This window comes from Streptomyces sp. NPDC054883, from assembly GCF_053610645.1.
Window position 1 is genome coordinate 16740 of sequence record NZ_JBSGYT010000019.1, and the last position, 25968, is coordinate 42707.

Below are 25968 nucleotides of genomic sequence, written 5' to 3' on the forward strand. Positions count from 1 at the left end.
CGTCGACCGCCGTGGCGGCCTCGATCAACCCCTGGGTCGAGGCCGCCCACCCCCTCTCGATCAGAGTTCGACACCACTCGGAAGCGACGAGAATGCCCCAGACGGTCTCTGCCACCCTCAGCCCGGACTGGCCCTGCCAGGTCAAGGCCCCCGGAAGTCACGACTGGGAACGCACCGCCATCCGCTGGCTGCGCGACCTGCTGCCGGCCCGCTACGCCGGCTACCCGACCTTCAACCGGCACCCCGTACTCCTCACCCGGCACGCGCGCCTGCACCTCCAGCACGAGATCCGCGCCGTGCGGGTGGCCCTGGAGACCTGCCGGGCCGAGCTGCCCTCGCTGGGCGTCGCCGAGTCCGTCATCGAGAACACCATCAGGATGTACGCCGTCGAACTCGACCAGCTCGCCCGCCTGGCCCGCGGCGTCCGCCTGATCACCGACGCCCTCCCCGTCAGCGGCGCCACCCGCCGCCGCTAGAGCGGCAGCCGGGGCAGGGTCGCGACCAGGCGGGCTCCTCCGGCGGGGGCGGCGTGGGCCGAGAGGGAGCCGCCCAGGCCGGTGGCGATGTCGCGGGCTATGGCCAGACCCAGGCCGGAGCCTCCCTCGTCCCGGCTGCGGGCGTCATCGAGCCGGGTGAAACGTTCGAAGACCCGTTCCTGGTCCGCCTCCGCGATGCCCGGCCCGTCGTCGCACACCTCCAGCACGGCCACGTCCCGCTCCTCGTCAACCCGCAGGACGAGCGAGACCCGCCCGGCGGCGTGGCGCTGCGCGTTGTCGAGCAGGTTCGTCACCAGCCGGGACAGCCACAGCGTGCTGCCGCGCACCATGACGTCGGCGGCGAGTTCCGCCTCGACCGGGACCCGGTCGCCGCCACGCGGGCGCGCCGCCTCCCGGGCGACCCCGGTGAGGTCGACCGCGGTGCCCGGCGCCGGTTCGGCGGTGTCCAGCCGGGCCAGCAGGAGCAGGTCCGCCGCGAGGTCCTGCAGCCGGACCGTGTCCTCCAGCGCGCCGCTGACCAGCTCGCCCCACGAGGCCGGGTCGGGGTGCGCCCGTGCGACCTCCAACTGCGTACGGAGCACCGTGATGGGGCTGCGCAGTTCGTGCGACGCGTCCGCGATGAACTGCCGCTGCCGGATCCCGGCGGCTTCGAGCCGGTCCAGGGTGGCGTTCACCGTCACCGCGAGCCGGGCCACCTCGTCCTGGCTCGGCGGCACGGGAACCCGGCGGTGCAGGTCGCGCTCGCTGATCTCCGCGACCTCCGCGCGGATCGCCTCGACGGGCCGCAGCGCCCAGCCCGTCACCCGCCAGGTGACCAGGGCGACGGTCAGGACGAGCAACGGCACCATGACCGCCAGCGCGGCGGTGATCATGTCCCCGGCGGCGTCGGCCTGCCGCAGCGACGTGCCCGCGTAGACGGTGACCAGCCCCGACGCGGTGGCGGTGGTGACCTGTACGACGCGCTGGCGGTGTTCCTCCCGTACCGGGCCGCCCTTCCAGGTGCCCCGGACCGTCCCGGGGCTGCCGGGGCGCGCCCCGGAGACGGCGGGGCGGCCGACGAGGTTCGGGCTGGCCGCGAGCACCCGGCCCTCGGCGTCCACGACCTGGAGGAAGTCCGTGCCGCGCCCGGCGGCCAGAACGGGATCGAGCCGGCCCCCCGCCGCCAGCCCGGCCGTGGCCACGGCCTGCCGCTCGGCGTCGGCCTGGGCGCTGCGCAGCAGGTTGCCGTGGAGCAGTCCGAGCAGGGCGAAGGAGACCGCCCCCAGGGCCAGGGCGACCACGGCGGACGCCCCGAGCGTCGCCCGGGCGCGTACGGAACGCGGCCGCAGACCGCCGGCGAGAAGTCCTCGTACCGCACGGGCCCGCGCGCCCGGCCGTGCGCCGGGCCGGTACGTCGGCTCAGCCACCGTCGGCCGCCAGCCGGTAACCGGCGCCGCGCACCGTCTCCACGGCGGCCCGTCCGAAGGGCGCGTCGATCTTCCGGCGCAGGGCGCTGACGTGGACCTCGACCACGTTCAGGTCACCGTCGTAGGCGGCGTCCCACACGTTCTCCAGGATCTCGCGCTTGGGAACCACCTCCCCGGCCCGCCGGGCCAGGTACTCCAGCACGGCGAACTCCCGCGAGGTGAGGCGGGCTTCGGCCCCGCCGCGGGTGCACCGCTGGGCGGCCGGGTCGACCACCAGGTCCCCGAACGTCATGACCTGCGGGCTGCGGCGGCCGGTGCGCCGGATCAGCGCCCGCAGCCGGGCCACGAGGACGACGTAGGAGAAGGGCTTGGACAGGAAGTCGTCCGCACCGGTGTCCAGGGCCTCGGCCTCGTCGTACTCGCCGTCCTTCGCGGTGAGCATCAAGATGCCCGACTCGCAGCCCGCCGCGCGCAGCCGGGCGCAGACCCGGTAGCCGTTGAGGCCCGGCAGCATGATGTCCAGCACGATGGCGTCGTAGTCGTGCTCGGCCGCGAGCCACAGCCCCTGCGTGCCGTCGTGGGCGACGTCCACCGAGAAGCCCTCGGCTCCCAGCCCCCGCTGCAGGGCGGCGGCCAGCCGCCGCTCGTCCTCGACCACCAGTACGCGCATGGGGTCAAGGTTCGCAGGTCGCCCGGCGGGCTTGCTGAAGGGGTCTTCAGCTCGCTTCAGCGCAGCTTCAGGAAGCGCGGCGCACGATCTGCCCTGCCGGGCGGAGCGCCCGGAGTACGCGAGGAGCGATCAGATGACCCAGTCCACTCCCCAGCCTCCCGAGCACCCGGCGGACGCCGGTGGGACGAAAGCGGTTCCCGTGGACGCCCCGGCGCGCCGGGGCCGGCTCGGCCGGCTGACGCGCCAGGGCCGCACGCGGTGGGTGGCGCTCGGGCTGGTGGTGCTGGTCGGCGGCGGCGCCGCGGCGGCCGTCGCCGTGGCGGAGCACCGCCACGAGGCGCACGAGGGGCACCCGGCCTTCGCCGGAGGGCACGGCCGTGGAGACGGTCCGAAGGGCGGCCGGGCGCACGGCGGCCCCCAGGCCTTCGGCCGCCAGGACGGCGAGGACGGCGAGGACGGCGGGCCCGGACGGTTCCGGCCGGGCCGCGAGTTCTCCGGCGGCGCAGGTGCGAGGGCGGCGGCCCCCGCGCAGCTCCCCGCGCTGCCGGCCGGGCAGGCCGCGGACAAGGCGGCGGGAGCCGTGTCGGGCGGCAAGGTGGAATCCCTGCGCGTGGTGGTGGAGCAGGGCGGCGCGAGCGCGTGGGAGGCCGTGGTGCTCGGCCCCGACGGCGTCCGGCACGACGTCACCCTCTCCGGGAGCGACGGCACGGTGACGGGCAACACGGTCCTGGACAAGGGCCCCAAGGCGCCGCGCTGACCCTCAGCCGGTGCCGAGGAGGCGGGTGGCCGTCTCGCGCATCTCGACCTTGCGGATCTTCCCGGTGACGGTCATCGGGAACTCGTCCACGACGTGGACGTAGCGCGGGATCTTGAAGTGGGCGAGGCGGCCGGCGCAGTACGCGCGGACGGCTTCCGCGGTCAGCGGCTCGGCGCCCTCGCGCATCCTGATCCAGGCCATCAGCTCCTCCCCGTACTTGGCGTCGGGGACGCCGATCACCTGGACGTCGAGCACGTCCGGGTGCCCGTGGAGGAACTCCTCGATCTCGCGCGGGTAGACGTTCTCGCCGCCGCGGATCACCATGTCCTTGATCCGGCCGGTGATGCTCAGGTAGCCGTCGTCGTCCATGACGGCGAGGTCCCCGGTGTGCATCCAGCGGGCCGCGTCGACGGCTTCGGCGGTCCGCTCGGGCTCGCCCCAGTAGCCGAGCATGACGGAGTAGCCCCGGGTGCACAGTTCGCCCGGTGCGCCGCGCGGCACGGTCCGTCCGGAGGACGGGTCGACGATCTTGACCTCCAGGTGCGGGCCGACGCGGCCCACGGTCGACACCCGGCGTGCGACGGAGTCGTCCGCGCGGGTCTGGGTCGACACCGGTGAGGTCTCGGTCATGCCGTAGCAGATGGAGACCTCCGTCATGCCCATCCGGTCGATGACCTCCTTCATCACCTCGACCGGGCAGGGTGAGCCCGCCATGATGCCGGTCCGGAGGCTGGAGAGGTCGTACGAGGCGAAGTCCGGGTCGGCGAGTTCGGCGATGAACATCGTCGGCACGCCGTACAGCGAGGTGCACGACTCGGCCTCCACGGCGGCCAGGGTGGCCGCCGGCTCGAACGAGGGCGCCGGGATGACGAGCGCCGCCCCGTGGCTCGTACACGCCAGCGCCCCCATCACCATGCCGAAGCAGTGGTAGAAGGGGACCGGCACGCAGACCCGGTCCTGCTCGGTGTAGTGGCACAACTCCCCCACGAAGAACCCGTTGTTGAGGATGTTGTGGTGGGACAGCGTCGCGCCCTTGGGGAAGCCGGTGGTGCCGGAGGTGTACTGGATGTTGACGGGGTCGTCCGGGCTCAGCGCGGCCTGCGCGCCGGCCAGTACGGCGGGGTCACCCTGCCGGCCGCGCTCCAGCAGGGAGGCCCAGGAGCCGCCTTCCAGCAGGAGAACGAACTCCAGCGCCGGGCAGCGCGGACGCACCTCATCGATCATGGCCGCGTAGTCGGAGGTCTTGAACCGGCCGGCGGCCACCAGCAGCCGGATCCCGGACTGCCGCAGTACGTACTCCAGCTCGTGGGAGCGGTAGGCGGGGTTCACCGTGACGAGGACCGCCCCGATCTTGGCGGTGGCGTACTGCACCAGCGTCCATTCGGGCCGGTTGGGCGCCCAGATGCCGACCCGGTCGCCCTTGGCGATGCCGAGGTCCAGCAGGCCGAGCGCGAGCGCGTCGACGTCCGCCGCCAGTTCCGCGTACGTCCAGCGGCGCCCGGAAGCCATGTCGACCAGGGCGTCCCGGTCGGGGAACCTGCGCGCCGTGCGGTCCAGGTTCTCGCCGATCGTGTCGCCGAGCAGCGGGACCTCGTGCACCCCGTACGCGTAGCTGGACTCTGCGGAGCTGGACTCTGCCGACACGTGGCCTCCCGGAATCGGTGGTGCGCGCGGGGCCGGGTGGGCCGACGCCCCCCTATGATCACCGCGCGGGCCACTCGGGGCCAGAGGCTGCGCGGTGGCCGTAGGGGCGCCGGTTCACCCCGCCGGGGGCTCTTCCTCCAGGGCCCGCGCCAGTTCCTCCGGAAGCCGGCCGGTGTGCAGGACCCCGAGGGTCTGCGTGGCGCGGGTCAGCGCCACGTACAGGTCGCTCGGCGCGATGTCCGCCGGCTCCACGACGAGCACCGTGTCGAACTCCAGCCCCTTGGCCTGGCGCGGGTCGAGGAGCACGACGGCGTGGGTGAGGTCCGGTTCCGCGCCGGCCCGTACGTCCGGCAGCGCCGCGGCCAGGGCCTGGTGCAGCGGGCGCGGGGCGATGACCGCGAGCCGGCCTTCCGCCGGGGTGCCGGCGCGGACCGCCTCGGCGACCGCGCCGGGGAGGTCGTCCGCCGCCCGGGACCAGGGCCGTACGCCCGTGGACCGGACCGAGCTGGGCGGTTCGAACCCGGGGTGGCGGGCCAGCAGCACGGCGGACGCGACGTCCATGATCTCGGCGGGCGTACGGTAGTTCACGCCGAGCCGGACCAGTTCCCAGCGGTCGCCGACGTACGGGGCCAGGATGCGCTTCCAGGAGCCGCAGCCCGCCTCGTCGCCGGTCTGGGCCGGGTCTCCGACCAGGGTCATGGAGCGGGTGGGGCAGCGCCGCATCAGCAGCCGCCAGGCCATCGCCGACAGCTCCTGGGCCTCGTCCACGATGACGTGGCCGAAGGCCCAGGTCCGGTCGGCGGCGGCGCGCTCGGCGGCGCTGCGGTGGTCCGCCTCCTCGTGCCGCTCGGCCATCCGCTCGGCGTCGATGATGTCGTGCGCGGCGAGGTACTCGTTCTCGGTGTCCTCGAACTCGTAGGACTCCGAGCCCTGCGAGAGGTCGAGGACGCCCTGCGCGTACGCGATCCGCTCCAGCCGCTCCCGTTCCTCGGCGGCGCGCCGCGCGCTGTCGTCCTCGCCGAGCAGTTCGGCGGCCTCGTCGAGCAGGGGGATGTCGGCGGGTGTCCAGCCGGTCTGCGTCGCGGGACGCCGGATCAGCTCGGCGTCGGCGGCGTCCAGGTGGGCGGGGTCGGCCAGGAAGTCGGCGATCAGCTGCTCGGGGGTCAGCGGCGGCCAGAGGGTGTCGATGGCCGCGTGCACCTCGGCGCTGGTGGCGATCTCCTTGCCGAGCTGCGCGACGTCGTCGGGTCCCAGCAGGTTGGGGCCGCCGTACGGGTCCGCGCCGAGCCGGTCGGCGAGCTGCTCGGTGAGCGCGTCGATGATCCGGAACGCGAAGTACGGGCGCGCCAGGTTGTGCGGGAGCCCGGTGCCGCGGGCCCGGTCGCGGGCCTCGTGGGCCATCGTCCGGTCCAGCAGCAGCGTGCCGTAGTCGTCGTGGTCGATCTCCAGGGCCGGTTCGGGGACCACGGAGGTGTCCTCGCCGCTGCCCGCCGGGACGGTCTCCGGCAGCGCCTGGCGGTCGCTGACGACCCGGGCGAGGACGTCGGCCATCGCCGCGCGGCCCTTCACGGCCGCGGCGCCGGGGCGGTCGGCGCGGGTGGCGTGGACGCCGGGGAACAGCTCGCCGACCGTGGCGAGGAGCACGCCCGTCTCGCCGAGGGAGGGGAGCACCTCGCCGATGTAGCCGAGGAACGCCGGGTTGGGGCCGACGATCAGCACGCCCCGCTTGGCGAGGAGTTCCCGGTAGGCGTACAGCAGGTACGCCGCGCGGTGCAGGGCGACCGCGGTCTTGCCCGTGCCGGGGCCCCCTTCCACCACCAGGACGCCGGCGTGCGGCGAGCGGATGATGCGGTCCTGTTCGGCCTGGATGGTCCGCACGATGTCGTGCATCCGCCCGGTGCGGGCGGCGTCGAGTGCGGCGAGCAGCACGGCGTCCGCGTCGGCTCCTTCATGACCGGTGCGTTCGGTGTCGGTGAGGTCCAGGATCTCGTCGTGCAGTGCGGTGACCTCACGGCCCCGGGTGGTGAGGTGCCGGCGCCGGCGCAGTCCCATGGGGTGGTGGCCGGTGGCGAGGTAGAAGGGGCGGGCGACTTCGGCCCGCCAGTCGAGGACCAGGGGGGTGCGGTCGCGGTCGTCCTGCCTGATTCCGATGCGGCCGATGTGGTGGTCCCGGCCGTCGGAGAACTCCAGCCGGCCGAAACACAGACCGTTCTCTCCGGTGTTCAGAGCGGAAAGCAGACCGGACTGCTCGGCGACCAGTACATCCCGCTCCAGCCGTGCCTGCAACCCGCTCCCCGGCTCGGCGAGCGCGCCCCGGACGGCGCGTTCGGCCTGGTCACGCAGGTCGTCGAGGCGTGCGTAGAGCCCGGTGATGAATTGCTGCTCATTCCGGATTTCCTCGGTTGACAATTCCACTCCTGACGCGATACAGTGTGCCCGTAAAGCTTCTCCGCGTCTTCCTTGTGGGTCGACGTGAAATAACCAATATACGCAGGGAATCGCCCCGGTCGCCATTGAGGTCCGGGGTTTTTTGTTGCCGTGTGGCAGGAGACGGAGCCCCCATGGACGTACAGCACTTCGCGCGGATCACCGCGTTCATCGAGGCGCGCCTCACCCCGCTGTTCGCGGCCGAGACCGGCAGCGAGAACGGCTTCGCGATGGACGACACCTCCCGTGCCCTGCGCGCGCTGCGCAACGCGGTGCTGGAGGCGTCCGCGGTCAAGGGCCTCATCGAGACGCGGACGACGGCCGAGCCCGCGGTGCGCCGCGTCATCGACCAGGCGGTGGAACACCACTGGGACGTGTTGCGCGGCATCGCCCGCCAGTGGGAGGACCACCCCGGCTTCGCGCGGGAGTTCAAGCGCCACGCCTGGGAACTCGACGGGGCGCCCGCCGCGGGCTGAGCCGTCTCTCGGGCGGGCCCGACGGCCTGTCACGGCGCCGCGCGGGCGCCGGTGCGTCATCGTGGCCCCATGACGGAGCAGAGGTTCGACGTGTGGGCGGCGGGGGACGCCTACGAGCGGTACATGGGGCGCTGGAGCCGCCTCGTCGCCGACCGGTTCGTGGACTGGCTGGGCGTCGGGGACGGCGCCGTGTGGCTCGACGTGGGCTGCGGCACCGGCGCCCTGACCTCCGCGGTCACCGGCCGGGCCCGCCCCCGGCTGATCGTGGGGGCCGACCTGTCGGCGGCGTTCCTCGCGACGGCGCGGGCCACCGTCGGCCCTGCGGCGCGGTTCGTGTTCGCCGACGCCCTGTCGCTGCCCCTGCGCGACGGCACCTGCGACGCCGTGGTCAGCGCGCTCGCCCTCAACTTCCTGCCCGAGCCGGGCGCCGCGGTCGCCGAGGCGGCGCGCGTCGCCCGCCCGGGCGGACTCGTCGCCTGCTACGTGTGGGACTACCCCGAGGGCATGGGGCTCCTGCGCCGCTTCTGGGACGCGGCCGTACTGCTGGATCCGGACGCGGCCGCGCTCGACGAGGGACGCCGCTTCGCGCTCTGCCGCCCGGCGGAACTGCGCGCGCTGTGGACCTCGGCCGGACTGGAAGGCGTACACGTCGCCCCCATAGCGGTACGGGCCGAATTCGCCGCGTTCGCCGAGCTGTGGGAGCCGTTCCTGGCCGGCCAGGGCCCCGCCCCCGGCTACGTGGCGGCCCTCGCCCCGCCCGGACGGGAGCGGCTGCGCGAAGCGCTGCGCGCTTCCGTGCCGGCCCGGCCGGACGGCTCCCTCACCCTGGACGTGCGGGCCTGGGCCGTCCTGGGCCGCAAGCCCTCCCCCGGTGCGCCCTGACGGGGCCGCGCCGGTCAGGAGATGCGCATGTTCGCCATCATGCCCATCGCACCGTGGTCGAACAGGTGGCAGTGGTAGACGTACGTGCCCCGGTAGCCGGTGAAGGTCGCCTGGATCTTCACCGTCTCGCCCGGCTTCAGCGGCACGGTGTCCTTGAGCCCGGTCTCGGGCCCCTCGGTGACCGGCCGGCCGTTGCGTTCCAGTACCCGGAACTGCACCAGGTGCATGTGGAAGTTGTGCGGGGCGTACTGGTTGGCGTTGCGGACGGTCCAGATCTCGGTGGCCCCGTACGCGATCTCGGTGTCGATCCGGTCCATGTCGTACGTCTTGCCGTTGATGTACGCCATGCTGCTCGGGGCGCCGGTCTCGTCCATCCGCATCTCGAAACTGCGGTCGACGGTGGCGGGGGGCAGCGCAGGGAGCGTCCTGAGCTTCGCCGGGACCACGCTGTCGTCGCGCGCGGAGCGGGTGACGCGGAACTGGAGGACCGCGCCGATCTCGTTGGCCGGCTCGTCCCGGTCGACGTGCTTGTTGCGGAGCTCGATGGTGGTGCCGACGGGGTAGCGGGAGAAGTCGATGACGACGTCGGCCCGCTCGCCCGGGGAGATGGACACCGTGTCGGTGTGGTGGGGGGTGGCCAGCAGGCCGCCGTCGGTGCCGATCTGTACGAGCTCCGAGCCGTCCGCGAGGCTCAGGCCGAAGAACCGCTGGTTCGCGGTGTTGGTGAAGCGCAGACGGTACTTGCGCGCCGCGACCTCGAAGTAGGGCCACGCCTTGCCGTTGGCGAGGATGACGTTGCGGTGCCGGAAGTCGCCCATCTCGTAGACCAGTTCACCGGTGTCGGTGAAGCGGGCGTCGCGCAGCGAGACGGGGATGTCGTAGCTGCCGGACGGCAGGCCCAGCCGGCGTTCGGTGTCGTCGGTCAGGATGTAGGTGCCCGTCATGCCGCGGAACACGTTCTCCGACTCCATGTGGTGGGCGTGGTCGTGGAACCAGAGGTTCGCGTGCGGCTGGGTGTTGGGGTACGTGTACGTCTTGGTGCCGCCCTTGGCCGCGATCAGGTCCATCGGGGAACCGTCGCTGTCCTGCGGGACGTGGGCGCCGTGCAGGTGGATGGAGGTGGGCACGTCCAGCGAGTTGGTCTGCTTGACGACGACCCGGCGGCCCGACTCGGCCTTGATGACGGGGCCGGGGAAGGAGCCGTTGAAGGTGCGCAGCGTGGTGCTGAGACCCGGTACGACCTCCTTGGTGGCTTCCTTCAGGTTCATCCGGTAGAAGCTGGTGGTGCTGGTGGTGAGGTAGGGCTGGAGCACCGGCGCCAGCGGCATCCGCTGCGTGAACTTCGCTATGCCGGCCGGGTCGAGCTCGGCTCCGGCGGCGCGGGGCTCGTCGGCCGCGGCGTTCACGACGGGCAGCAGCATGCCGCCCGTTCCGATGACGCTGGTGGCGGCCACGCCTGCCCGGACGACGGTCCTACGACTGATCACTGTTCCCCCGAGGGTGCTGCTCCGGCGACTGGCGCGCCGGCGGGTCGGCATGTACGTGGTGGTGGACGGGACAAGTGTGCGAGTGCGCGGTCGTGACTCACTCGTGCGCCGCACAAGCCCGGTACGCCCCCTGGGCGGCCTCCCGCCACATGACGCCATCCGGCCAATTCCTTGGCATGGGCCTGACATTTCAAGACCCCTGTGGCACCTTCCGTGGACGTGACCGGACCGCACCGGTCCACCGGACGCTCTCCGGTCCGGACACGCAGGCTCTCTCCCCGGCCGGCCCACGGGGTCCCCACCTCCCGCCACGGCCGGGCGCACCGCGGCGCGGCCCCCCGGGCCCCGCCCGTACACCCCCACACGTACGTGGCAAGGAGGAGCGACATGAGGAAGTTCCCGACCTGGCCGGGTGTCACCGCGCTGGTCGCCGCGGTGGTGCTCGGCGGATCCACCACGGCCCTGGCCCTCGGGCCCACCGTCGACCAGACGGTGGACGGCGTCATCGTCGTCTCGGGCAACACCTGCAGCTGGACGAACGCGCGCACCAGCGCGGTCCCGCCCGGCCCCCTGACCGTCGACCGTACGACCATCAACGCACCCGGCGGCAACCTGGCCTGCGGCGGCGGCATCACCGCCGCCCTCAACAACAACCCGGCGTTCACCTTCGACGACGCGAGCGGTGTCGCGAGGACGGACGCCATCGACATCAGCGGCAAACAGAGCTTCGTCTCATGCCGCTACAAGGCCACCAACATCGTGTGGAACCGTGACGGCTCCACCCGGAAGTACCTGAACCAGGCCTTCACGGCGACCAAGGTCTCGGGCAGTTTCCTCTGCCCGGGCTCGGTCGCCACGGCTGCCGGCGGCGCCTCCATGCTGTTCCACTGAGCCGGGCCGCTGAACCCGATGCGCGCCTCGGACCACCACGGCCCGCGGCGCGCAGTCCCGCTCACTCTGGGCGCAGGGAACGCCAGATGCTGTCCGGGAGCAGCCGGGCGGCCTCCGCCAGGTCGATCTCGTACGTGCTGGACAGCCAGCGCCGCGCGGCTTCCGCGACCGGCCCCATCACCAGGACCTCGATGACCGGACCGGGCATCAGGGCGATCTCCCCCTTGGCCACGCGGGCACCGAACCACTGCGCCATCGGCCGCAGCATGCCGGCCTTCGCCGCGGAGATCTCCTCGGCACGGACGGCGAGGTAGCCGGAGTAGGCCGAGGCGTGCAGGAAGAGCGCGGCGGCCCGCTGCTCCTCGGTGAAACGCAGGTAGGAACGGACCAGCGCCCGCACCCCGGTGCGCGCCGTACGGGTGCGCAGCAGGGCGGTCGTCATCTCCTCGAACAGCTCGCCCATGCATCGGGTGTACAGGGCGGCCGCGAGGCCGTCGAAGCTGCCGAAGTGGTGGTAGAGGCTGCCGAGACTCACTCCGCTGGCCCTGGTGACGGCGTTGACGGTGAAACCCTGCGGTCCGGCCTCGGCATAGACGCGCAGCGCGGAGTCCAGGACCAGGTCGACAGTGGCCCGGCCACGCTGTTGCTTCGCCATGCGGTCAGCGTAGAACAGAAACCGGTCGGCGCCGCTCCGGAAATCCGCCCCCCGTCCGGCATGCGGTCATCAGGGGCGCGGGGTCAGCCGGACCACGGCCGCCCGGCCGCGGGCGCTGAGCGCACGGGTGTCCGGGCCGGTGACCGAGACGGCGTCGTAGGCGCCGAGCCGGAGGGAGCCGCCGAGCGTCGCCGGCCCGTCCAGGGCGACGACCAGCAGCGTGGCGCGTGGCGGCACGGCGAGCACCAGATCGCCGCGTACGACGGCGACTTCGGCCGCGACGGCCTCCCTGCGGTACATCACGTTGAAGTTCACCACGGGGCCGCCCAGGAGCCGGCACTCGGTGGGCCGGTCGCCGGGGAAGCGCTGCGGGGCGAAGCGTTCGTCCACGAGCCGCCGCGCACCGCCGATCGTCAGGTCCATGCCCACGCCCTCGGCGAGGGTGAGCGTCCGGTCCACGCCGGGGAACACGGAGAACGGGCCGTCGGCGGTCACGTCGGCGAGGCTCACCCGCCAGTGGAAGTCCTCCGTGCCGGCGCCCTCGGGCAGCACCGCGATCTCCCGGGTGACTCCCCCGCCGTTCTTCCAGGGAGCCGCCGCGCGGCCGGCCGCGCGCAGGACGCGCACCCCGCCACCGGTGCCGTCGGTGGTGCCGTCCCTCATGTCGCCGCCCTTCCGGGCCCGGGTGCGCACCCGGGCCCGGCCGAGCCTAGCCGCTTGCGGCTTGCGGCTTGCGGCTTGCGGCTTGCGGCTTGCGGCTAGCCCACCGCGAGGTCGTCCGCGTAGACCGCGCCCTGCCCGTACCAGCCGTGCAGGTAGACGGTGACCGAGCCGGAGGCGCCGGTGGTGAACGGCACGGTCAGCTTGGTCCAGCCGGCCGAGCTGGTCCACGTGCTGCCGGTGGCGCCGCCGCGCACTCCGAGGTAGGCGTAGCCGCCCTGCACCCAGCCGCTGAGCGTGTAGGCGGTGTTGGGGGCGAGGGTGAGGCTCTGCGCGCACTCGCCGGTCTGCGCGGAGGCCGGCGAGGCCTTGAGGGCGTACGAGCCCCCGTGCACGGGGGCGTTGACGACCGCGCCGCCGCTCTCGCAGGTCCACGGCGCGAGCGAGCCGCTCTCCAGGCCGCCGTTGACCAGCGCCCCGCTGCCGCCGCCCGGTCCGGGCACGGTCAGGGTGAAGCCGGCGGAGTGGGCGAGCCGGCTCCCGGTGGCGGTGATGGTGAGCGGGTAGCCGCCCGGCACGGCCGAGGCGGCGACGGTGATGGTGAGCCGGGCGGAGCCGCCCGCCGTGACGGTGGCGGGGGTGAGGGTCGCCGTGACACCGGCGGGGGCTCCGGTGACGGTCAGGGCGAGGGACTGCGCCGGGCCGGAGACGACCGTCGTGGCGACCGTGGCGGTGGCCGTGCCGCCGGGTGCGACGGAGGCGGAGCCCGGAGCGACCGACACGGAGAAGTCGTCCGCGGCGGGTCCGCCGCCGCCCGTGAAGGGCGCGAAGGCATGGCTGAAGTACCACGGGTCCTGGGCGATGCCCGAGCAGGTGTCGGAACCGCCGGTTCCGGGGCAGCCGCCGTTGTCGCGCTGGAGGGCCCAGAAGGAGAGGGTGTTGATGCCCCTGGAGGCGGCCCAGTCGTAGACGGCCGTCGCGTCGGCGGTGGTGAAGGTCTCGGCGGGACCGTAGTCGTCGATGCCGGGCATTTCGGTGACGCCGATCATCCCCCAGAGCTGGGCGGGGGTCTTGGCCGGGTAGAGGGCGGCGAGCTGGCTGTAGAGGCCTTCCGCGGCGGTGCGGGTGTCGTCGGCCATGTGGTGCGTGGCGCCGTCGTAGTAGTCGAAGGTCATCAGGTTGACGACGTCGACCTGCGCGCCGGCGGTCTTGGCGCTCTTGAGCACGGCCAGTCCGCTGCTCGCGAGGCCGCCCGTTGTGGTGGGGAGGGTGTAGGAGACCTGGAGGGGGCGCCCGTTGGCCGCGGCCCAGTCCTGCACCTTCTTGATCGCCTGGTTGCGGCGGTCGATGCCCGCCTTGTTGGTCAGCGAGTTGTCCTCGATGTCCATGTCCAGGCGGGTGACGTCGTAAGTGGTGATGACCTTCTCGTACGCGGCGGCGACCGAGTCCGCGCTGGTGCAGCTGTCGGCGATCTCCGTGCCGCCGTTGTCGGCCGCGTAACCGCCGAACGAGGGGATCACGTCGCCGCCGCGCGAGCGGATGGTGGCGAAGTCGGAGCCGAAGACGGAGGCGGAGACCGGCTGGCCGGTACTGCCGTTCCAGTAAGGGGTGCAGGAGCCCTTGGCCTCGGTCTGCACGAAGGCCATGGTCAGGTACTTGGCGCCGGATCTCTGGGCGAGGTCGGCGGGGCTGTCGGAGGAGTAGGCCTCGAAGTAGGGGGCGAAGACGTGGGCGGGCAGCGGGGTCGCGGCATGGGCGGCGCCGCTGCCCGCCCCGAGGACCAGGCCGGCCGACGCGGCAAGGGTGGCGAAGGCGGCGAGTAAGGAATGGACGGGGCGTGGACGTCGTCTCATCGAAGCTCCCGGTGGGGCGCGAGCGAACGGGCGGACGCCCCATGATTGGTCTGGACCAGCCGAAGGTCAAGGGTCCAGACCAATCGAAATGGGCGCGGCCGCGCGCTCAACCCCGGCCGCTCGGGCGCCGGTTGGCGGCGGCACCGCCGGTCAGCGCAGGATGCCCGCCGCACGGGCGGCGCCGATCCAGGACGGGAACTCCGACAGGAGCCGGTCGTACAGCTCGGCGTCCGAGATCCGGTCGATGTCGTCCACGGCGAAGAAGCCGACGTTGTCGACGCGGCGGCCCGGCATGGTGTCGAAGCGTTCCAACACCCCGAACCCGGCCCGCCCGAGGCCGACGAACTGCCAGAACACGGGCTCTTCCACGGCGGCGCGCAGCTCGCGTTCGATCTCGGCGTTGCGGTAGACGCCGCCGTCGGAGAAGAACAGGACCAGGGTCGGGGCGGGGACCGGATGGTCGCGCACGTAGGCGCGCACCTCGGCGATGACCCGCTGCTCCTCGTTCTGGAAGCCGACGGCGCGCATGTCGACCTGCCCCGGGAGCAGTCCCTTGGCCGGCTTGTTGCGGCCGAACGGGCTCATCTGGCCGACGCGGACGTGCAGGCTCAGCCATTCGGGGAGTTCGGCGATCGTGAGGTCGGGCAGCCGGGCGGGACGGGTGGCGAAGGTCCAGGCCTGCATCTCGCCGTCGTCGTCGAGCTGCGCGGCGACGGCGGCCATCCGTTCCACCACGCCGGCCACCGTGCCGCGCGAGTACAGGGTGGACATCGAGCCGGACGCGTCGAGCACGAGGACGACCCGGGCGCGCACTCCGGCGGCGCCGCTCTTGATCAGGCTGATCGCGACCTGCTGTTTGCGCAGTGAGAGGCGCTCGCGCATCTCGGGGGGCAGCTGCTCCTCGCCCTTGACCAACCGGACGGGGACCGCGGGTTCGGCCACCGACACGGGGAGCGGCGCGGGCGTGAGGGCCGGGGCGGGAGCGGCGGGGACCGGGGCGCGGGCCACCGTCGGCGGTTGCTCGTCCACGGTGATGCCGAAGTCGGTCGCGAGCCCGGCCAGACCGCTCGCGTACCCCTGCCCGACCGCCCGGAACTTCCAGGCGTCCGCGCGCCGGTAGAGCTCGCCGCTGATGTACGCGGTCTCGGTCTCGGCGGCCATGTCGAAGCGGGCGAGCTCGGCCCCGGACGCCGGGTCGAGCAGCCTCAGGTGCAGTCCGGGGACCTGGCCGAAGCTGCCGCCGTCGGCGGATGCGCACAGGACGACCCGCCCGACCTCCGGTTCCAGGGCGGCCAGATCGACGTCGAGCGCGTCCGCGCCGGGCTGCTTGCCGAGGTGGCGTACGGCACCGGAGGCGTGCCGGGGCTGGTTGTAGAAGACGAAGTCGCCGTCGGAGCGGACGCGCCCGCGGTCCGTCAGCAGGAGCGCGGAGGCGTCCACGTCCGGCACGCCCGGCCCGGGCGACCAGCCGAGCACGGCTCTGACGCAGGAGGCGTCGACGGTCAGGTTGGCACCTTTGCTCAGTATCGTCACGGCGCCCAGTCTGCCTTCCGCCCCGCCGGTGCGGAACGCCCCCGGGACGGGGGCCTGCCCCCCTGCCCCTGACAATGCGTCGGGGCCCGCACCTCACGGTGCGGGCCCCGACGACTGTCACACGCCGATTACGCGTCAGGCGGGAACGATGTTCTCGGCCTGGGGGCCCTTCTGGCCCTGCGTGACGTCGAACTTCACCTTCTGGCCTTCCTGAAGCTCACGGAAGCCCTGGGTGGCGATGTTCGAGTAGTGGGCGAACACGTCAGCGCCGCCACCGTCCTGCTCGATGAAGCCGAAGCCCTTTTCCGCGTTGAACCACTTCACGGTGCCAGATGCCATATGAGTTTCTCCTTTGGGGCTGTTCCCGGACCCACACTGTGCGGGCACCGGCGTCGAAGTAATGATTGCCCCGTCCGAAAAACATCCGGAAATAAAAAGTGCACCCGGCGGAGGTGAATCCAAGGGGGCACTTGAAGTCTTTGGGAACCACAACTGCAACTGCGCTGACCGTAGCACAGTGCAGCCCCACCGGCACGGAAGGTTTCTGCTTTTTCATTCCCAACGCCGTGAATCTTCACCGGCATTCGATGGATTTCTGTACCGGCGGCGACAGATATTCGCAGGCCGCCGGATTCCAGCCCCGTGCGGGGCGGGGCCGCGGGAGCGGTCGCCCTCCCCCCGCCCCGCCCGGTCCGGTCAGCCGCGGAAGGCCTGCGGACGTTCCGGGGAGGCCTCGGCGAGCGCCTTGGTGACGGCTTCGGCGCCCGCGCGCAGGCCGTAGACCGGCGTGTCGGGCTGTTGGCGCCAGGACTCGTCGATGCCGCCCGCGTCGACGGTGTCGAAGCCGAGTTCGTCGATGAGGGCCCGTACGGTCTTCTTCGCGTCCTCGTCGTCGCCGGCGACCGGCAGCGCCATCCGGTCGGGGTCCCCGGCGGGCCGGGGCCGTTCCAGGATGTCGGCGGCGTAGGTGCCGTTGAAGGCCTTGACCACGGGGTGGCCGAGGTGGTTCTCGGTCCAGCGGCTCTCGGTCAGGCCGTCGTCCTCGATGCCGGGAATGCGGCCGTCCCGCTCCTGCGGGTAGTAGTTGCACGTGTCGATGACGGCGAAGCCGTTTGCCGCGCCGTCGAAGAGCCCTGCGGGCAGATCGGGCACGTTCTTGAGGGGGACGGTGACGACGACGACCTCCGCACCGCGGGCCGCCTCCGTGACCGGGACGGGCGTGGCGCCGGTCTCCTCGGCGAGCGCCGTGAGGGTTTCGGGTCCGCGGGAGTTGGCCACGGCGACCTCGTGTCCGAGGGCGGTGAGCCGTCGGGTGAGGTTGCCGCCGATGTTGCCGGCGCCGATGATGCCGATCTTCATGAGCTCTCCAGTGCAGTACGCGGTTTCGGGGTATCGCCTTTGTCGGAACCCCGCGGGGCGTCACGGCATTCCGGCCCCTCCGCTACTTCCGGGTGGATTTTCGGCCATTTTCCGCGGCGTGAGAACCGAAGCGGCCCAAGGGCAGTCTTTCGGGGCAGCGCCGGGGACCGTGCCGGCGCATATCGCACACGGGGAAAGGTACGAAAATATGCTCAAGCTTCCGGCCAAGCGCACGTCCATTGCCCTCGCCACCGCGGCGGCCGCCGCCGCGGCCGCGGTATCCCTCACTTTCGTCACCAGCGCGTCCGCTTCCACGCCCGCCCCGCACTCCGCGCGGACGGCGGCCGCCCTGCCGGTCGTGTCGGGCAGCCCCGAGGGCGCGTTCACCCGGATCGCCGACTTCTACGGCTCCTACATCGACGCCGTCTACGACGGTGACGGCAAGACGGCCGACCAATTGCGCGCCTTCTACCTCTCCAAGCCCCTCCAGCAGGAGCTGGAGCAGTGGGAGGCCGCGAACCACGCGAACGGCGTGCTGCGCGCACAGAACGTGCCCCTCCAGTGGAAGGTCGCCTCCACCGGCAGCGGCACGGGCAAGACGAACGCCACGGTCACCTTGACCTGGGGCGGCGGCGACACCACCGAGATCCACGTCCAGGCCGACCTCAAGACGCGCAAGATCACCGCGATCCAGGGCTGATCCGCGATCCGACGCACGAGGGGCCCGCCGGCGGCGGGCCCCCTCGTACTGTCACACCTCGTCCGGACCGGGCTCAGGCACCACTCGCGCCGAGCATGTCCTCGCGCTCCACCAGCTTCACCCGCTCGCGCCCCTGCGGCTCGCCCAGCGCCCTCTCCGCGGCGTCGAGCTTGTACCAGCCCTCCCAGGTGGTGAAGCGGACCTGCCGCTCCGCCAGGAACGCCTCGACCGCTTCCGGCGCGGGCGCGGCCGGGGTGAGCAGCCGTCCTTCGGCGTGGTCCGCGAGCAGGTTGGCCACGGTCTCGTTCGCGTCGCCCTTGGTGTGGCCGATCAGGCCGATGGGCCCGCGCCGGATCCAGCCGGTGACGTACGTCGAGGGCAGGTGCGCACCGGCCTCGATCACCCGGCCGCCCTCGTCGGGGACCGTGCCGGACTCGACGTCCCACGGGAGCTTGGGCAGCTCGTCGGAGAGGTAGCCCACCGCCCGGTACACCGACTGGACGTCCCAGTCCGTGAACCGGCCCGTGCCCGTGACGTTGCCCGTGCCGTCGAGTTCGGTGCGCTCGGTGCGCAGGCCGACGACCTTGCCGTCCTCGCCGAGCACCTCGACGGGCGATTCGAAGAAGTGCAGGAAGAGCTTGTGCGGGCGGTCGCCGGCATCGCGGATCGCCCAGTTCTCCAGGGTCTTGGCGACCATGTCGGCCTGCTTGTTGGCGCGGCGGGTGGCGATCGAGCCCTCGTCGTAGTCGATGTCCTCGGGGTTGACGATGACCTCGATGTTCGGCGAGTGGTCCAGCTCGCGCAGCTCCATCGGGCTGAACTTCGCCTGCGCCGGGCCGCGGCGGCCGAAGACGTGCACTTCGAGCGCCCGGTTGGCCTTGAGGCCTGCGTAGACGTTCGGCGGGATCTCGGTGGGCAGCAGCTCGTCGGCCGTCTTCGCGAGGATGCGGGCCACGTCGAGCGCGACGTTGCCGACGCCCAGGACCGCGACCTTCTCGGCTTCCAGCGGCCAGGTGCGCGGGACGTCCGGGTGGCCGTCGTACCAGGACACGAAGTCGGCGGCGCCGTACGAGCCGTCCAGTTCGACGCCCGGGATCCGCAGCTCGCGGTCGGCGGTGGCACCCGTGGAGAAGACCACCGCGTCGTAGAACCCGCGCAGCTCGTCGAGGGAGATGTCGTTCGGGTAGTCGACGTTGCCGAAGAGGCGGACCTGCGGCTTGTCGAGCACCTGGTGCAGGGCGGTGATGATGCCCTTGATCCGCGGGTGGTCGGGGGCGACGCCGTAGCGGATCAGGCCGAAGGGGGCCGGCATCCGTTCGAAGAGGTCGATGGAGACGCCGGGTTCGACGGCCGCCTCGGACTTCAGCAGCGCGTCGGCCGCGTAGATGCCGGCGGGGCCGGCGCCGACTATCGCTACCCGCAGAGGGCGAGGCATGGTGTGGGTTCCCTTCGACCGACAACTGGCTGATCAAGGGAACCCTAAGCTAAGGCGACCCTAACCCGGCACCCGGCCCCTGCTTATGACCTCATAAACAGCTCTTATGGCAACCCAAAGGGCCGCTTTGGGGTGCGGCCGGGGGCTCAGGCCTCGTACTCGGTGAGGTCGATGGAGTGCACGTCGAGCAGGGCGCCGGACTCGGGGGCCTCGACCCGCCGGTCCGATTCCATGCCCAGCTTGCGGATGACGTTCTCGGACTCCTCGTTGCCCGCCCGGTTGACTGCGATCACCCGGTCCAGTCCGCGGTCCTGGAGGGCGAACTCCAAGGTGGCCTGGGCGGCCTCCGAGGCGTACCCCTGGCCCCAGAACGGGCGGCCGAGACGCCAGGTGATCTCCACGGCCGGCATGACCGCGGGCAGCCACTCCGGCACCGTGAGGCCGACGACGCCGATCAGCTCACCGGAGGCCAGCAGCTCCACGGCGAAGAGGCCGAAACCCTCCTCGTCCCACTCGTCCTCCCAGCGCTCGATGGCATCGGCCGTCTCCTCCGGGTCGAGCGTGGATCCGTCACCGATCCAGCGCATCACCTCGGGGTCGGCGTTGATCTCGGACAGCGGGACGAGGTCGTCGTCGGTCCAGCGGCGGAGCAGCAGGCGGGGGGTACGGATCTCGGTCATGCCCTCATCCTGCCGAACGCGGCCCCACCAGGGTTAATCGGGCCCCCGCCAGGGGGCTCAGCGGTGGCGCAGCAGGTAGTGGACGGTGCCGTCCACGGCGGCCTCCCGCTCGAATCCGGCCCGCCGGACGACGGCGTGCGAGGGGGCGTTGGCGTCTTCGACCACGGCTCGCAGCGCGGTCAGGCCCGGCTGCGCGAAGGCCCACCCGGCCAGCGCGCGCACGGCTTCGGTGGCGTGTCCGCGGCCCCGGGCCGAGGGGACGAGGTCGTAGCCGATCTCCGCGTGCCCTTCGGGGTCGGGCGCGCCGTGGAAGCCGATGCCGCCGATCGCCCGGTGGTCGGCTTCGCGGACGATGGCGTACGGGCCCCAGCCGGGGTGGTACTCCCCGACCTCGCGCGCCAGGCCCAGCATCCCGGCTGCGATCCGGGTTCCCTCGGGCGGGCCGTCGTCGGCCCAGACGAAGCCGCCGGGGCCGCCGGTGTGCAGGTCGGCGGCGGCCGGGGGGCCGATCTCGCACAGCACCACGCCCGCGCCCCTGACCGGGTCGGCGTACCAGCGCCAGTCGCGCCGGCGCGGCAGGTCCGGGAGGTCGGCCCGGCCGGTCGCGGCCAGGAGCGAGCCCCACGCGTCCGCGGCGGCGGAGCGCGGGGCGTGCGGGAAGAGCCGGTCGAGGACCAGGGCGCTGGTCCGCGCGGAACCGGCCCGGTCGGCGGCGCCCAGGCCGCGGCGGATGTCGTGGGTGTGCAGCAGCAGCTCGGCGGCGCCCATGGCGGCGAACCCGTCGGCGCCGGCCGCGCCCGCGGGGTGCCAGGCCGGGTCTTGCGGGCCGGCCGCGCGGACGGCGGCCGCCAACAGCTGCCCGGCGGCCGCGACGAGGTCGATCAGGCCGCCGGGCGGGGTCCGGGGGGCTGCACCGACGGTGAGCGGCAGCCGGGAGGCGGGGACGCGGCCGGCCAGCTGAGCGGCGAACGCCGTGAGGTCCGCGGTCAGGTGGACGGCCGTGTCGTGGCAGCTCCACTCCAGCCCCGCCGCCGGTACGGACCAGTCGCGGTCCGCCACCTCGCGCAGGGCGCCCACCGCTTCCGCGACGGTGCGGGTGAGGTCGCGGGCGGTGAAGAGCGTCATGGCGTCGACCCTAAGCGCTGTCCGGGGTCCGGTCCGGCTCCGTGCGGTCAGTCGGGGAGGCCGGAGCCGCAGCGGGAGCAGTAGCGGGCCTCGCGTTCGGAGGCGAGCCGGCCGCAGTTGGCGCACACCCGGTGCAGGAGGCAGGCCGGTTCGCCGCCCTCGGCGGCGGACGGCGCAGCGATGCCGAGGCCGGGGCGGCGCGGGTGGACCGTGAGGTAGGCGATGCCGTCCGGGCCCGCGGTGAGGGAGCGCCGGGTGTTCTTGGCCAGTAGGGCCGCGGTGTGGGGCCGCAGGCCGCGGGGGCCGTCGTCGGTGTCGAGCCGGCCGCTGCCCTCGACCACCACCAGCAGCACGTCGAGCAGCGGTTCGCGGTGTTCGGCGATCGAGCCGCCGGGCGGCAGCCGGATCAGGTTGGCGTCCAGTGCGCGTCCCGCCTCGGTCAGCCGCCAGAGCGCGCCGGTGGCGTCGGCGGGGGCCTGCGCGATGACCGCGTCCAGGTCGGTGGGGGCACCGGCGAGGTGCGAGTGCGTCGTCATGTTCGTCCTTCCTGGTCCCTCAGCGGGACTGCCCGGTGGCCCCCGCAGTCATACACGATCGGTTCCGGTCATTCGTGGCCGATCGGCACTTTGCCGACCCCCGACAACGGTCGTCGTACGCCTGACCGATAAAATCAGGACACCGCGATCTCCCCATCAGGTCACCGCCTGCCGCCCCGCCCCTGCCGCCGTGTGCCCCGGCCCGGCCGCCCGCACCGGAAAACGCCCTGCCGCACATGAGTTCCGACACCGCCCTGTATCCGCCCCCGCCCGCCGTCGACGGCCTCGTCCCGGCCGGACCCGTCGTCCCCGAGCCGTCCCGGCAGACCCGGACCCTGACCGGCAGGGCTCCGGCGCGCCCCACCCCGGCCGCCGCCTTCCACAGTGTCAGCGCCGTCACCACCGTACTCCTGGGCCTCGTGGCGATCGGCGCGATGATCCACGAGCCGGTGCTGGTACCACCGCTCGCCGCCAGCGCCGCCCTGGTGCACAGCGCCCCCACGCTGCCGCTGGCGCAGCCGCGCGGGGTGGTGCTGGGCCACCTGCTGGGCGCGGCCGTCGGCTACGGGGTGCTCGCGCTGGCCGGCAGCAGCGCCTGGGCGGCCGCCGTCGCCGCGGGCGTCACCCTGGCCCTGCTCATCCTCGCTCGGACCCCGCACTCCGCGGCCTGCGCGACCGCCGTCATCGTCGTGCTCCAGACCCCGGCGTCGGGCAGGTTCGTGCCGCTGCTGTTCGGTTCGACCGTCCTGCTCGTCCTCACCGGCTACGCCGGCTCCCGCATCCGCCGGAAGGCCCCGAAGTACCCTGCCTATTGGTGGTGACTCCACAGTGGCGCGCCTGCGCGCCACCGAGGGTGCTCGGGCGCTACTTCTTGTGACCGGACGGGGCGGTCACGGTGGCGGTGAAGGGCGGAACAAGCGGTGGAGATTTCAACGAAGGACGTGTTCGGGGCACCCTGCTGGGTCAGCTTGATGGCCCGCGACCTGGAGGCCTCCCAGCGGTTCTACGCGGCAGTGGTGGGCTGGAGCTTCCGGCGCACGCGCCTCGGTGAGGGTTTCTCCGTGGCCCGGGTCGACGGGGTGCCGGTGGCCGGCATCGGTGCCCTCGCCGTGGACCTGGCGGTGGCGGTGGCCTGGACCCCGTACTTCGCGGTGGACGACGCGGACGTGGCGGTGAGCCGGATCAGGGAGCGCAGCGGCACCGTCGCCGTGGGGCCGGTCTCCTTCCCCATCGGCGGCCGCGGCGCGCTGGCGGCCGATGTGGACGGCGCGGTGTTCGGGATCTGGGAGGGCCCGGTGCCCTCCGACTGGCGGGTGGGCCGCGGTCCGGCCCCGGCGTGGCTGGAGCTGCGGACCCGCAACGCGTTCGACGCGGCCCTGTTCTACGGGGAGGTGCTGGAGTGGGCCACCGGCCGGCCGGGCTGCTGCGAGGTCTCCTACGAGGAGGACCAGGTGGTGCTGCGGCACGACGGGGAGCCCGTCGCCAGGCTGAACAGCGGGCCCGTTGAGGCGGCCTCGTACAGCCCGCACAGCCGGCCCCGCTGGCACGTGCACTTCAGGGTGCCGCGGCTGGAGCCGGCCATCGAGGCGGCCGTCTCGCTCGGCGGCCGCACCGTCTCGGACGTCACCTCCAACGCCCGGGAGCGGTGGGTGGCGCTGCGCGATCCGGACGGGGCCCTGTTCACCCTCACGACGTCCCTGTCGACGCCGCTGGAGCTGTGATCTCCGATGTGCCCGGCGCGCCGTCCCTTGTCACACTGGGCACAGGAGGTGCGCGATGGACCCGGTGGCGGCGCTGAACCGCATCGCCTTCCTGCTGGAGCGCGGCCGGGCCCCGACCTACCGGGTGCAGGCCTTCCGCACGGCGGCGGGCGTGGTCGAACGGCTCGGCCCGGAAGAGGTGGCCCAGCGGGCGGCGGCCGGTTCCCTGGAGGCCGTGAAGGGGCTGGGGCCCAAGACCGCCCAAGTGGTACGGGAGGCGGTCGCCGGGGAGATCCCGGGCTACCTGCGCAAGCTGGAGGACGAGGTCGCGGCGCACCCCGAGGGACCGCCCGCCACCGAGGCCGCCCGTGCGCTGCGGGCGGCGCTGCGCGGTGACTGCCACCTGCACTCCGAGTGGTCCGACGGCGGCAGTCCCATCGAGGCCATGGGCCGGACCGCCGCCGAGCTGGGCCACGAGTGGGCCGTCCTGACGGACCACTCGCCGAGTTTGAAGGTGGCCCGGGGGCTCTCGTCGGAGCGGTTGCGCGAGCAGCTGGACGTGGTGGCGGAGCTGAACGCGCGGTGGGCGCCGTTCCGGCTGCTCACCGGCATCGAGTGCGACATCCTGCTCGACGGGTCGCTCGACCAGGACCCGGAGCTGCTGGACCGGCTCGACCTGGTGGTGGGCTCCGTCCACTCGAAGCTGCGCATGGACGCCCCGGCCATGACCCGCAGGATGCTCGCGGCGGTGCGCAATCCGCTGCTGGACGTCCTGGGGCACTGCACCGGGCGGCTGCTGACGGGAAGGACCCGTCCGGAGTCGGAGTTCGACGCGACCGCGGTGTTCGAGGCGTGCGCGGAGTCCGGCACGGCCGTGGAGATCAACAGCAGGCCGGAGCGGCTGGACCCGCCGCGGCGGCTCTTGCGGCTGGCCGTGGCCTGCGGAACCCTCTTCGCCGTCGACACGGACGCGCACGCCCCCGGACAGCTGGACTGGCAGCTGCTGGGCTGCGAGCGGGCGGTGGAGTGCGGGGTGACGGCGGACCGGGTGGTCAACACCTGGCCGGCGGACGACCTGCTCGCCTGGACCCGCACCCGGCGGCCGCCCTTGCGGCGGTCCGAAGCCGTCTCGTAGGCGTGTAACGGGCGTCCGGGGGTTCATGCCCGGCGGCGACGGGGCAGACGTACCGGACACAGCAACCGACCTCTTGCGAAGGGACCTACACCGTGTCGCGATCGAGGATTCTCGTAGTGGGCGCCGGCTTCGCCGGGGTGGAGTGCGTACGGCGGCTGGAGCGCCGGCTGTCCCCCGCCGAGGCCGAGATCTCACTGGTCACACCGTTCTCGTACCAGCTCTACCTGCCGTTGCTGCCTCAGGTGGCGGCCGGGGTGCTGACCCCGCAGTCCGTCGCCGTCTCGCTGCGGCGCAGCAGCAAGCACCGCACCCGGATCATCCCGGGCGGGGCGATCGGCGTGGACCCGAAGGCCAAGGTCTGCGTGATCCGCAAGATTACCGGCGAGACCGTCGACCAGGCCTACGACCTGCTGGTCCTGGCGCCGGGCAGCGTCACCCGTTCGTTCGACATCCCCGGGCTGGGCGAGTACGCCCGGGGCATGAAGACCCTCGCCGAAGCGGCGTACTTGCGCGACCACGTGATCGCGCAGCTCGACCTGGCCGACGCCAGCCAGGACGAGGCGGAGCGTACGGCGCGGCTGCAGTTCGTGGTGGTCGGCGGCGGTTACGCGGGCACCGAGACGGCCGCCTGCCTCCAGCGCCTGACCTGCAACGCGGCGGGCCGCTACCCCCGGCTCGACCCGCGCCGGATCAAGTGGCACCTGGTGGACCTGGCCCCCAAGCTGATGCCGGAGCTGGGCGACAAGCTCGGCAGGACCGCCCTCGACATCCTGCGCCGGCGCGGCATCGAGGTGTCGCTCGGCGTGTCGGTGGCCGAGGTGGACGCCGAGAAGGTGACGCTCACCGACGGCCGGGTGCTGCCGAGCCGGACGCTGATCTGGACGGCGGGGGTGGCCGCCAGCCCACTGGTGGGCACGCTCGACACGGAGACCCTCAAGGGCCGGCTGGTGGTGCGCCCGGACCTGACGGTGCCGGGCGCCGACGGGGTGTTCGCCCTCGGGGACGCGGCCGCCGTACCGGACCTGGCGAGGGGCGGGGAGGCGCTGTGCCCGCCGACGGCGCAGCACGCCATGCGGCAGGGGCGGGCCGCCGCCGAGAGCGTCATCGCGACGCTGCGGGGCGAGGCGCCGCGCCCGTACGTGCACAAGGACCTCGGCCTGGTGGTGGACCTCGGCGGGCGGGACGCGGTCTCCAAGCCGCTCGGCGTGGAACTGCGGGGCCTGCCGGCGCAGGCGGTGGCGCGCGGCTACCACTGGTCGGCGCTGCGGACCAATGTGGCCAAGACCCGGGTGCTGACGAACTGGCTGCTCAACGCCGTCGCGGGGGACGACTTCGTCCGTACCGGCTTCCTCGCCCAGCGGCCCGCCACGCTGCGGGACTTCGAACACACCGACTCCTACCTGACGCCGGAACAGGTCCGCGAGCACACCGCGGCACTGCACGCGCGGAGCTGAGCCGGA

25 protein-coding genes are annotated in these 25968 nt (G+C 73.0%); 10 read left to right on the plus strand and 15 right to left on the minus strand.

Annotation, left to right across the window (positions count from 1 at the left end; all coding sequences use genetic code 11):
* Positions 1-92: 92 nt before the first annotated feature.
* Positions 93-476: a hypothetical protein gene (locus ACWGH1_RS16320; RefSeq protein WP_453354784.1), complete on the plus strand. Its 384-nt coding sequence runs from the start codon at positions 93-95 to the stop codon at positions 474-476.
* On the opposite strand, the gene ACWGH1_RS16325 is transcribed toward ACWGH1_RS16320, so the two are convergent.
* Positions 473-1903 carry an ATP-binding protein gene (locus ACWGH1_RS16325; RefSeq protein WP_453354783.1) on the minus strand — a complete coding sequence of 477 codons (1431 nt, stop codon included), beginning with the start codon at positions 1901-1903 and terminating at the stop codon, positions 473-475. The genes ACWGH1_RS16320 and ACWGH1_RS16325 overlap by 4 nt on opposite strands.
* Positions 1896-2573, minus strand: coding sequence for a response regulator transcription factor (locus ACWGH1_RS16330; protein ID WP_453354782.1), 678 nt, complete (start codon positions 2571-2573; stop codon positions 1896-1898). The genes ACWGH1_RS16325 and ACWGH1_RS16330 overlap by 8 nt, the downstream gene beginning before the upstream one ends.
* 133 nt (positions 2574-2706) lie before the next feature.
* Between ACWGH1_RS16330 and ACWGH1_RS16335 the strand changes: the two genes are divergently transcribed.
* Positions 2707-3330 carry a hypothetical protein gene (locus ACWGH1_RS16335; protein WP_453354781.1) on the plus strand — a complete coding sequence of 208 codons (624 nt, stop codon included), beginning with the start codon at positions 2707-2709 and terminating at the stop codon, positions 3328-3330.
* Positions 3331-3333: 3 nt separating this feature from the next.
* Here ACWGH1_RS16335 and ACWGH1_RS16340 read toward each other — a convergent pair whose 3' ends face one another.
* Positions 3334-4974, minus strand: a complete 1641-nt coding sequence (locus ACWGH1_RS16340) for an AMP-binding protein (RefSeq protein WP_453354780.1) — start codon at positions 4972-4974, stop codon at positions 3334-3336.
* A 114-nt stretch (positions 4975-5088) separates the two neighbouring features.
* Positions 5089-7368: a HelD family protein gene (locus ACWGH1_RS16345; protein WP_453408768.1), complete on the minus strand. Its 2280-nt coding sequence runs from the start codon at positions 7366-7368 to the stop codon at positions 5089-5091.
* 167 nt (positions 7369-7535) lie between these two features.
* On the opposite strand from ACWGH1_RS16345, the gene ACWGH1_RS16350 reads away from it, so the two are divergent.
* Together ACWGH1_RS16350 and ACWGH1_RS16355 are read left to right on the plus strand one after the other, a co-directional pair.
* Entirely contained in the window at positions 7536-7877 is a 342-nt protein-coding gene (locus tag ACWGH1_RS16350) for a hypothetical protein (RefSeq protein ID WP_453355154.1), read from the plus strand.
* Positions 7878-7946: 69 nt separating this feature from the next.
* Complete coding sequence (locus ACWGH1_RS16355) at positions 7947-8759, plus strand: class I SAM-dependent methyltransferase (protein WP_453355155.1); 813 nt, start codon at positions 7947-7949, stop codon at positions 8757-8759.
* 14 nt (positions 8760-8773) lie between these two features.
* Here ACWGH1_RS16355 and ACWGH1_RS16360 read toward each other — a convergent pair whose 3' ends face one another.
* Positions 8774-10213 carry a multicopper oxidase family protein gene (locus tag ACWGH1_RS16360; RefSeq protein ID WP_453355156.1) on the minus strand — a complete coding sequence of 480 codons (1440 nt, stop codon included), beginning with the start codon at positions 10211-10213 and terminating at the stop codon, positions 8774-8776.
* 420 nt (positions 10214-10633) lie between these two features.
* On the opposite strand from ACWGH1_RS16360, the gene ACWGH1_RS16365 reads away from it, so the two are divergent.
* The gene (locus ACWGH1_RS16365) at positions 10634-11137 is read left to right on the plus strand and encodes a hypothetical protein (protein WP_453355157.1); all 504 of its coding nucleotides are present in this window, start codon (positions 10634-10636) and stop codon (positions 11135-11137) included.
* A gap of 61 nt (positions 11138-11198) precedes the next feature.
* Here ACWGH1_RS16365 and ACWGH1_RS16370 read toward each other — a convergent pair whose 3' ends face one another.
* From ACWGH1_RS16370 to ACWGH1_RS16395, 6 genes are all read right to left on the minus strand, one after another.
* A complete protein-coding gene (locus ACWGH1_RS16370) occupies positions 11199-11792 on the minus strand; it encodes a TetR/AcrR family transcriptional regulator (RefSeq protein ID WP_453355158.1) in 594 nt (197 codons plus the stop codon).
* Positions 11793-11861: 69 nt separating this feature from the next.
* A complete protein-coding gene (locus ACWGH1_RS16375; RefSeq protein ID WP_453408743.1) occupies positions 11862-12455 on the minus strand; it encodes a HutD/Ves family protein in 594 nt (197 codons plus the stop codon).
* 95 nt (positions 12456-12550) lie between these two features.
* Positions 12551-14305 carry a glycosyl hydrolase family 18 protein gene (locus ACWGH1_RS16380; RefSeq protein ID WP_453408744.1) on the minus strand — a complete coding sequence of 585 codons (1755 nt, stop codon included), beginning with the start codon at positions 14303-14305 and terminating at the stop codon, positions 12551-12553.
* A gap of 150 nt (positions 14306-14455) precedes the next feature.
* Positions 14456-15838 (minus strand): VWA domain-containing protein, encoded by a 1383-nt coding sequence (locus tag ACWGH1_RS16385; RefSeq protein WP_453357658.1) that lies wholly within the window; start codon positions 15836-15838, stop codon positions 14456-14458.
* 135 nt (positions 15839-15973) lie between these two features.
* The gene (locus tag ACWGH1_RS16390) at positions 15974-16177 is read right to left on the minus strand and encodes a cold-shock protein (protein WP_453408745.1); all 204 of its coding nucleotides are present in this window, start codon (positions 16175-16177) and stop codon (positions 15974-15976) included.
* Positions 16178-16534: 357 nt separating this feature from the next.
* Positions 16535-17197: an NADPH-dependent F420 reductase gene (locus ACWGH1_RS16395; RefSeq protein WP_453356301.1), complete on the minus strand. Its 663-nt coding sequence runs from the start codon at positions 17195-17197 to the stop codon at positions 16535-16537.
* 208 nt (positions 17198-17405) lie between these two features.
* On the opposite strand from ACWGH1_RS16395, the gene ACWGH1_RS16400 reads away from it, so the two are divergent.
* Entirely contained in the window at positions 17406-17897 is a 492-nt protein-coding gene (locus ACWGH1_RS16400) for a hypothetical protein (protein ID WP_453356302.1), read from the plus strand.
* A gap of 73 nt (positions 17898-17970) precedes the next feature.
* Here ACWGH1_RS16400 and ACWGH1_RS16405 read toward each other — a convergent pair whose 3' ends face one another.
* The 4 genes from ACWGH1_RS16405 to ACWGH1_RS16420 all read right to left on the minus strand — a co-directional run bounded on the left by ACWGH1_RS16405 (position 17971) and on the right by ACWGH1_RS16420 (position 21673).
* Positions 17971-19332, minus strand: a complete 1362-nt coding sequence (locus ACWGH1_RS16405) for an FAD-dependent oxidoreductase (protein ID WP_453356303.1) — start codon at positions 19330-19332, stop codon at positions 17971-17973.
* 146 nt (positions 19333-19478) lie between these two features.
* The gene (locus ACWGH1_RS16410; protein ID WP_453356304.1) at positions 19479-20012 is read right to left on the minus strand and encodes a GNAT family N-acetyltransferase; all 534 of its coding nucleotides are present in this window, start codon (positions 20010-20012) and stop codon (positions 19479-19481) included.
* A 57-nt stretch (positions 20013-20069) separates the two neighbouring features.
* Positions 20070-21137: a GNAT family N-acetyltransferase gene (locus ACWGH1_RS16415; protein WP_453408746.1), complete on the minus strand. Its 1068-nt coding sequence runs from the start codon at positions 21135-21137 to the stop codon at positions 20070-20072.
* A 47-nt stretch (positions 21138-21184) separates the two neighbouring features.
* On the minus strand, positions 21185-21673 hold the full coding sequence (locus ACWGH1_RS16420) for a hypothetical protein (protein ID WP_453408747.1): 489 nt from the start codon (positions 21671-21673) through the stop codon (positions 21185-21187).
* 236 nt (positions 21674-21909) lie between these two features.
* Between ACWGH1_RS16420 and ACWGH1_RS16425 the strand changes: the two genes are divergently transcribed.
* The 4 genes from ACWGH1_RS16425 to ACWGH1_RS16440 all read left to right on the plus strand — a co-directional run bounded on the left by ACWGH1_RS16425 (position 21910) and on the right by ACWGH1_RS16440 (position 25962).
* On the plus strand, positions 21910-22494 hold the full coding sequence (locus ACWGH1_RS16425) for an HPP family protein (protein WP_453355884.1): 585 nt from the start codon (positions 21910-21912) through the stop codon (positions 22492-22494).
* Positions 22495-22644: 150 nt separating this feature from the next.
* A complete protein-coding gene (locus ACWGH1_RS16430; protein ID WP_453355888.1) occupies positions 22645-23394 on the plus strand; it encodes a VOC family protein in 750 nt (249 codons plus the stop codon).
* Between the two features lie 55 nt (positions 23395-23449).
* The gene (locus ACWGH1_RS16435) at positions 23450-24508 is read left to right on the plus strand and encodes a PHP domain-containing protein (RefSeq protein WP_453355885.1); all 1059 of its coding nucleotides are present in this window, start codon (positions 23450-23452) and stop codon (positions 24506-24508) included.
* A 92-nt stretch (positions 24509-24600) separates the two neighbouring features.
* Positions 24601-25962 carry an NAD(P)/FAD-dependent oxidoreductase gene (locus tag ACWGH1_RS16440; protein ID WP_453408748.1) on the plus strand — a complete coding sequence of 454 codons (1362 nt, stop codon included), beginning with the start codon at positions 24601-24603 and terminating at the stop codon, positions 25960-25962.
* The last annotated feature ends 6 nt before the right edge of the window (positions 25963-25968 follow it).

Excerpts from the sequence above, each read along its gene's own strand:
- ACWGH1_RS16320 (WP_453354784.1), top strand. The coding sequence starts at position 93 with ATGCCCCAGACGGTCTCTGCCACCCTCAGCCCGGACTGGCCCTGCCAG.
- ACWGH1_RS16330 (WP_453354782.1), bottom strand. The coding sequence starts at position 2,573 with ATGCGCGTACTGGTGGTCGAGGACGAGCGGCGGCTGGCCGCCGCCCTG.
- ACWGH1_RS16335 (WP_453354781.1), top strand. The coding sequence starts at position 2,707 with ATGACCCAGTCCACTCCCCAGCCTCCCGAGCACCCGGCGGACGCCGGT.
- ACWGH1_RS16350 (WP_453355154.1), top strand. The coding sequence starts at position 7,536 with ATGGACGTACAGCACTTCGCGCGGATCACCGCGTTCATCGAGGCGCGC.
- ACWGH1_RS16355 (WP_453355155.1), top strand. The coding sequence starts at position 7,947 with ATGACGGAGCAGAGGTTCGACGTGTGGGCGGCGGGGGACGCCTACGAG.
- ACWGH1_RS16365 (WP_453355157.1), top strand. The coding sequence starts at position 10,634 with ATGAGGAAGTTCCCGACCTGGCCGGGTGTCACCGCGCTGGTCGCCGCG.
- ACWGH1_RS16370 (WP_453355158.1), bottom strand. The coding sequence starts at position 11,792 with ATGGCGAAGCAACAGCGTGGCCGGGCCACTGTCGACCTGGTCCTGGAC.
- ACWGH1_RS16375 (WP_453408743.1), bottom strand. The coding sequence starts at position 12,455 with ATGAGGGACGGCACCACCGACGGCACCGGTGGCGGGGTGCGCGTCCTG.
- ACWGH1_RS16380 (WP_453408744.1), bottom strand. The coding sequence starts at position 14,305 with ATGAGACGACGTCCACGCCCCGTCCATTCCTTACTCGCCGCCTTCGCC.
- ACWGH1_RS16390 (WP_453408745.1), bottom strand. The coding sequence starts at position 16,177 with ATGGCATCTGGCACCGTGAAGTGGTTCAACGCGGAAAAGGGCTTCGGC.
- ACWGH1_RS16395 (WP_453356301.1), bottom strand. The coding sequence starts at position 17,197 with ATGAAGATCGGCATCATCGGCGCCGGCAACATCGGCGGCAACCTCACC.
- ACWGH1_RS16400 (WP_453356302.1), top strand. The coding sequence starts at position 17,406 with ATGCTCAAGCTTCCGGCCAAGCGCACGTCCATTGCCCTCGCCACCGCG.
- ACWGH1_RS16405 (WP_453356303.1), bottom strand. The coding sequence starts at position 19,332 with ATGCCTCGCCCTCTGCGGGTAGCGATAGTCGGCGCCGGCCCCGCCGGC.
- ACWGH1_RS16410 (WP_453356304.1), bottom strand. The coding sequence starts at position 20,012 with ATGACCGAGATCCGTACCCCCCGCCTGCTGCTCCGCCGCTGGACCGAC.
- ACWGH1_RS16415 (WP_453408746.1), bottom strand. The coding sequence starts at position 21,137 with ATGACGCTCTTCACCGCCCGCGACCTCACCCGCACCGTCGCGGAAGCG.
- ACWGH1_RS16420 (WP_453408747.1), bottom strand. The coding sequence starts at position 21,673 with ATGACGACGCACTCGCACCTCGCCGGTGCCCCCACCGACCTGGACGCG.
- ACWGH1_RS16425 (WP_453355884.1), top strand. The coding sequence starts at position 21,910 with ATGAGTTCCGACACCGCCCTGTATCCGCCCCCGCCCGCCGTCGACGGC.
- ACWGH1_RS16430 (WP_453355888.1), top strand. The coding sequence starts at position 22,645 with ATGGCCCGCGACCTGGAGGCCTCCCAGCGGTTCTACGCGGCAGTGGTG.
- ACWGH1_RS16435 (WP_453355885.1), top strand. The coding sequence starts at position 23,450 with ATGGACCCGGTGGCGGCGCTGAACCGCATCGCCTTCCTGCTGGAGCGC.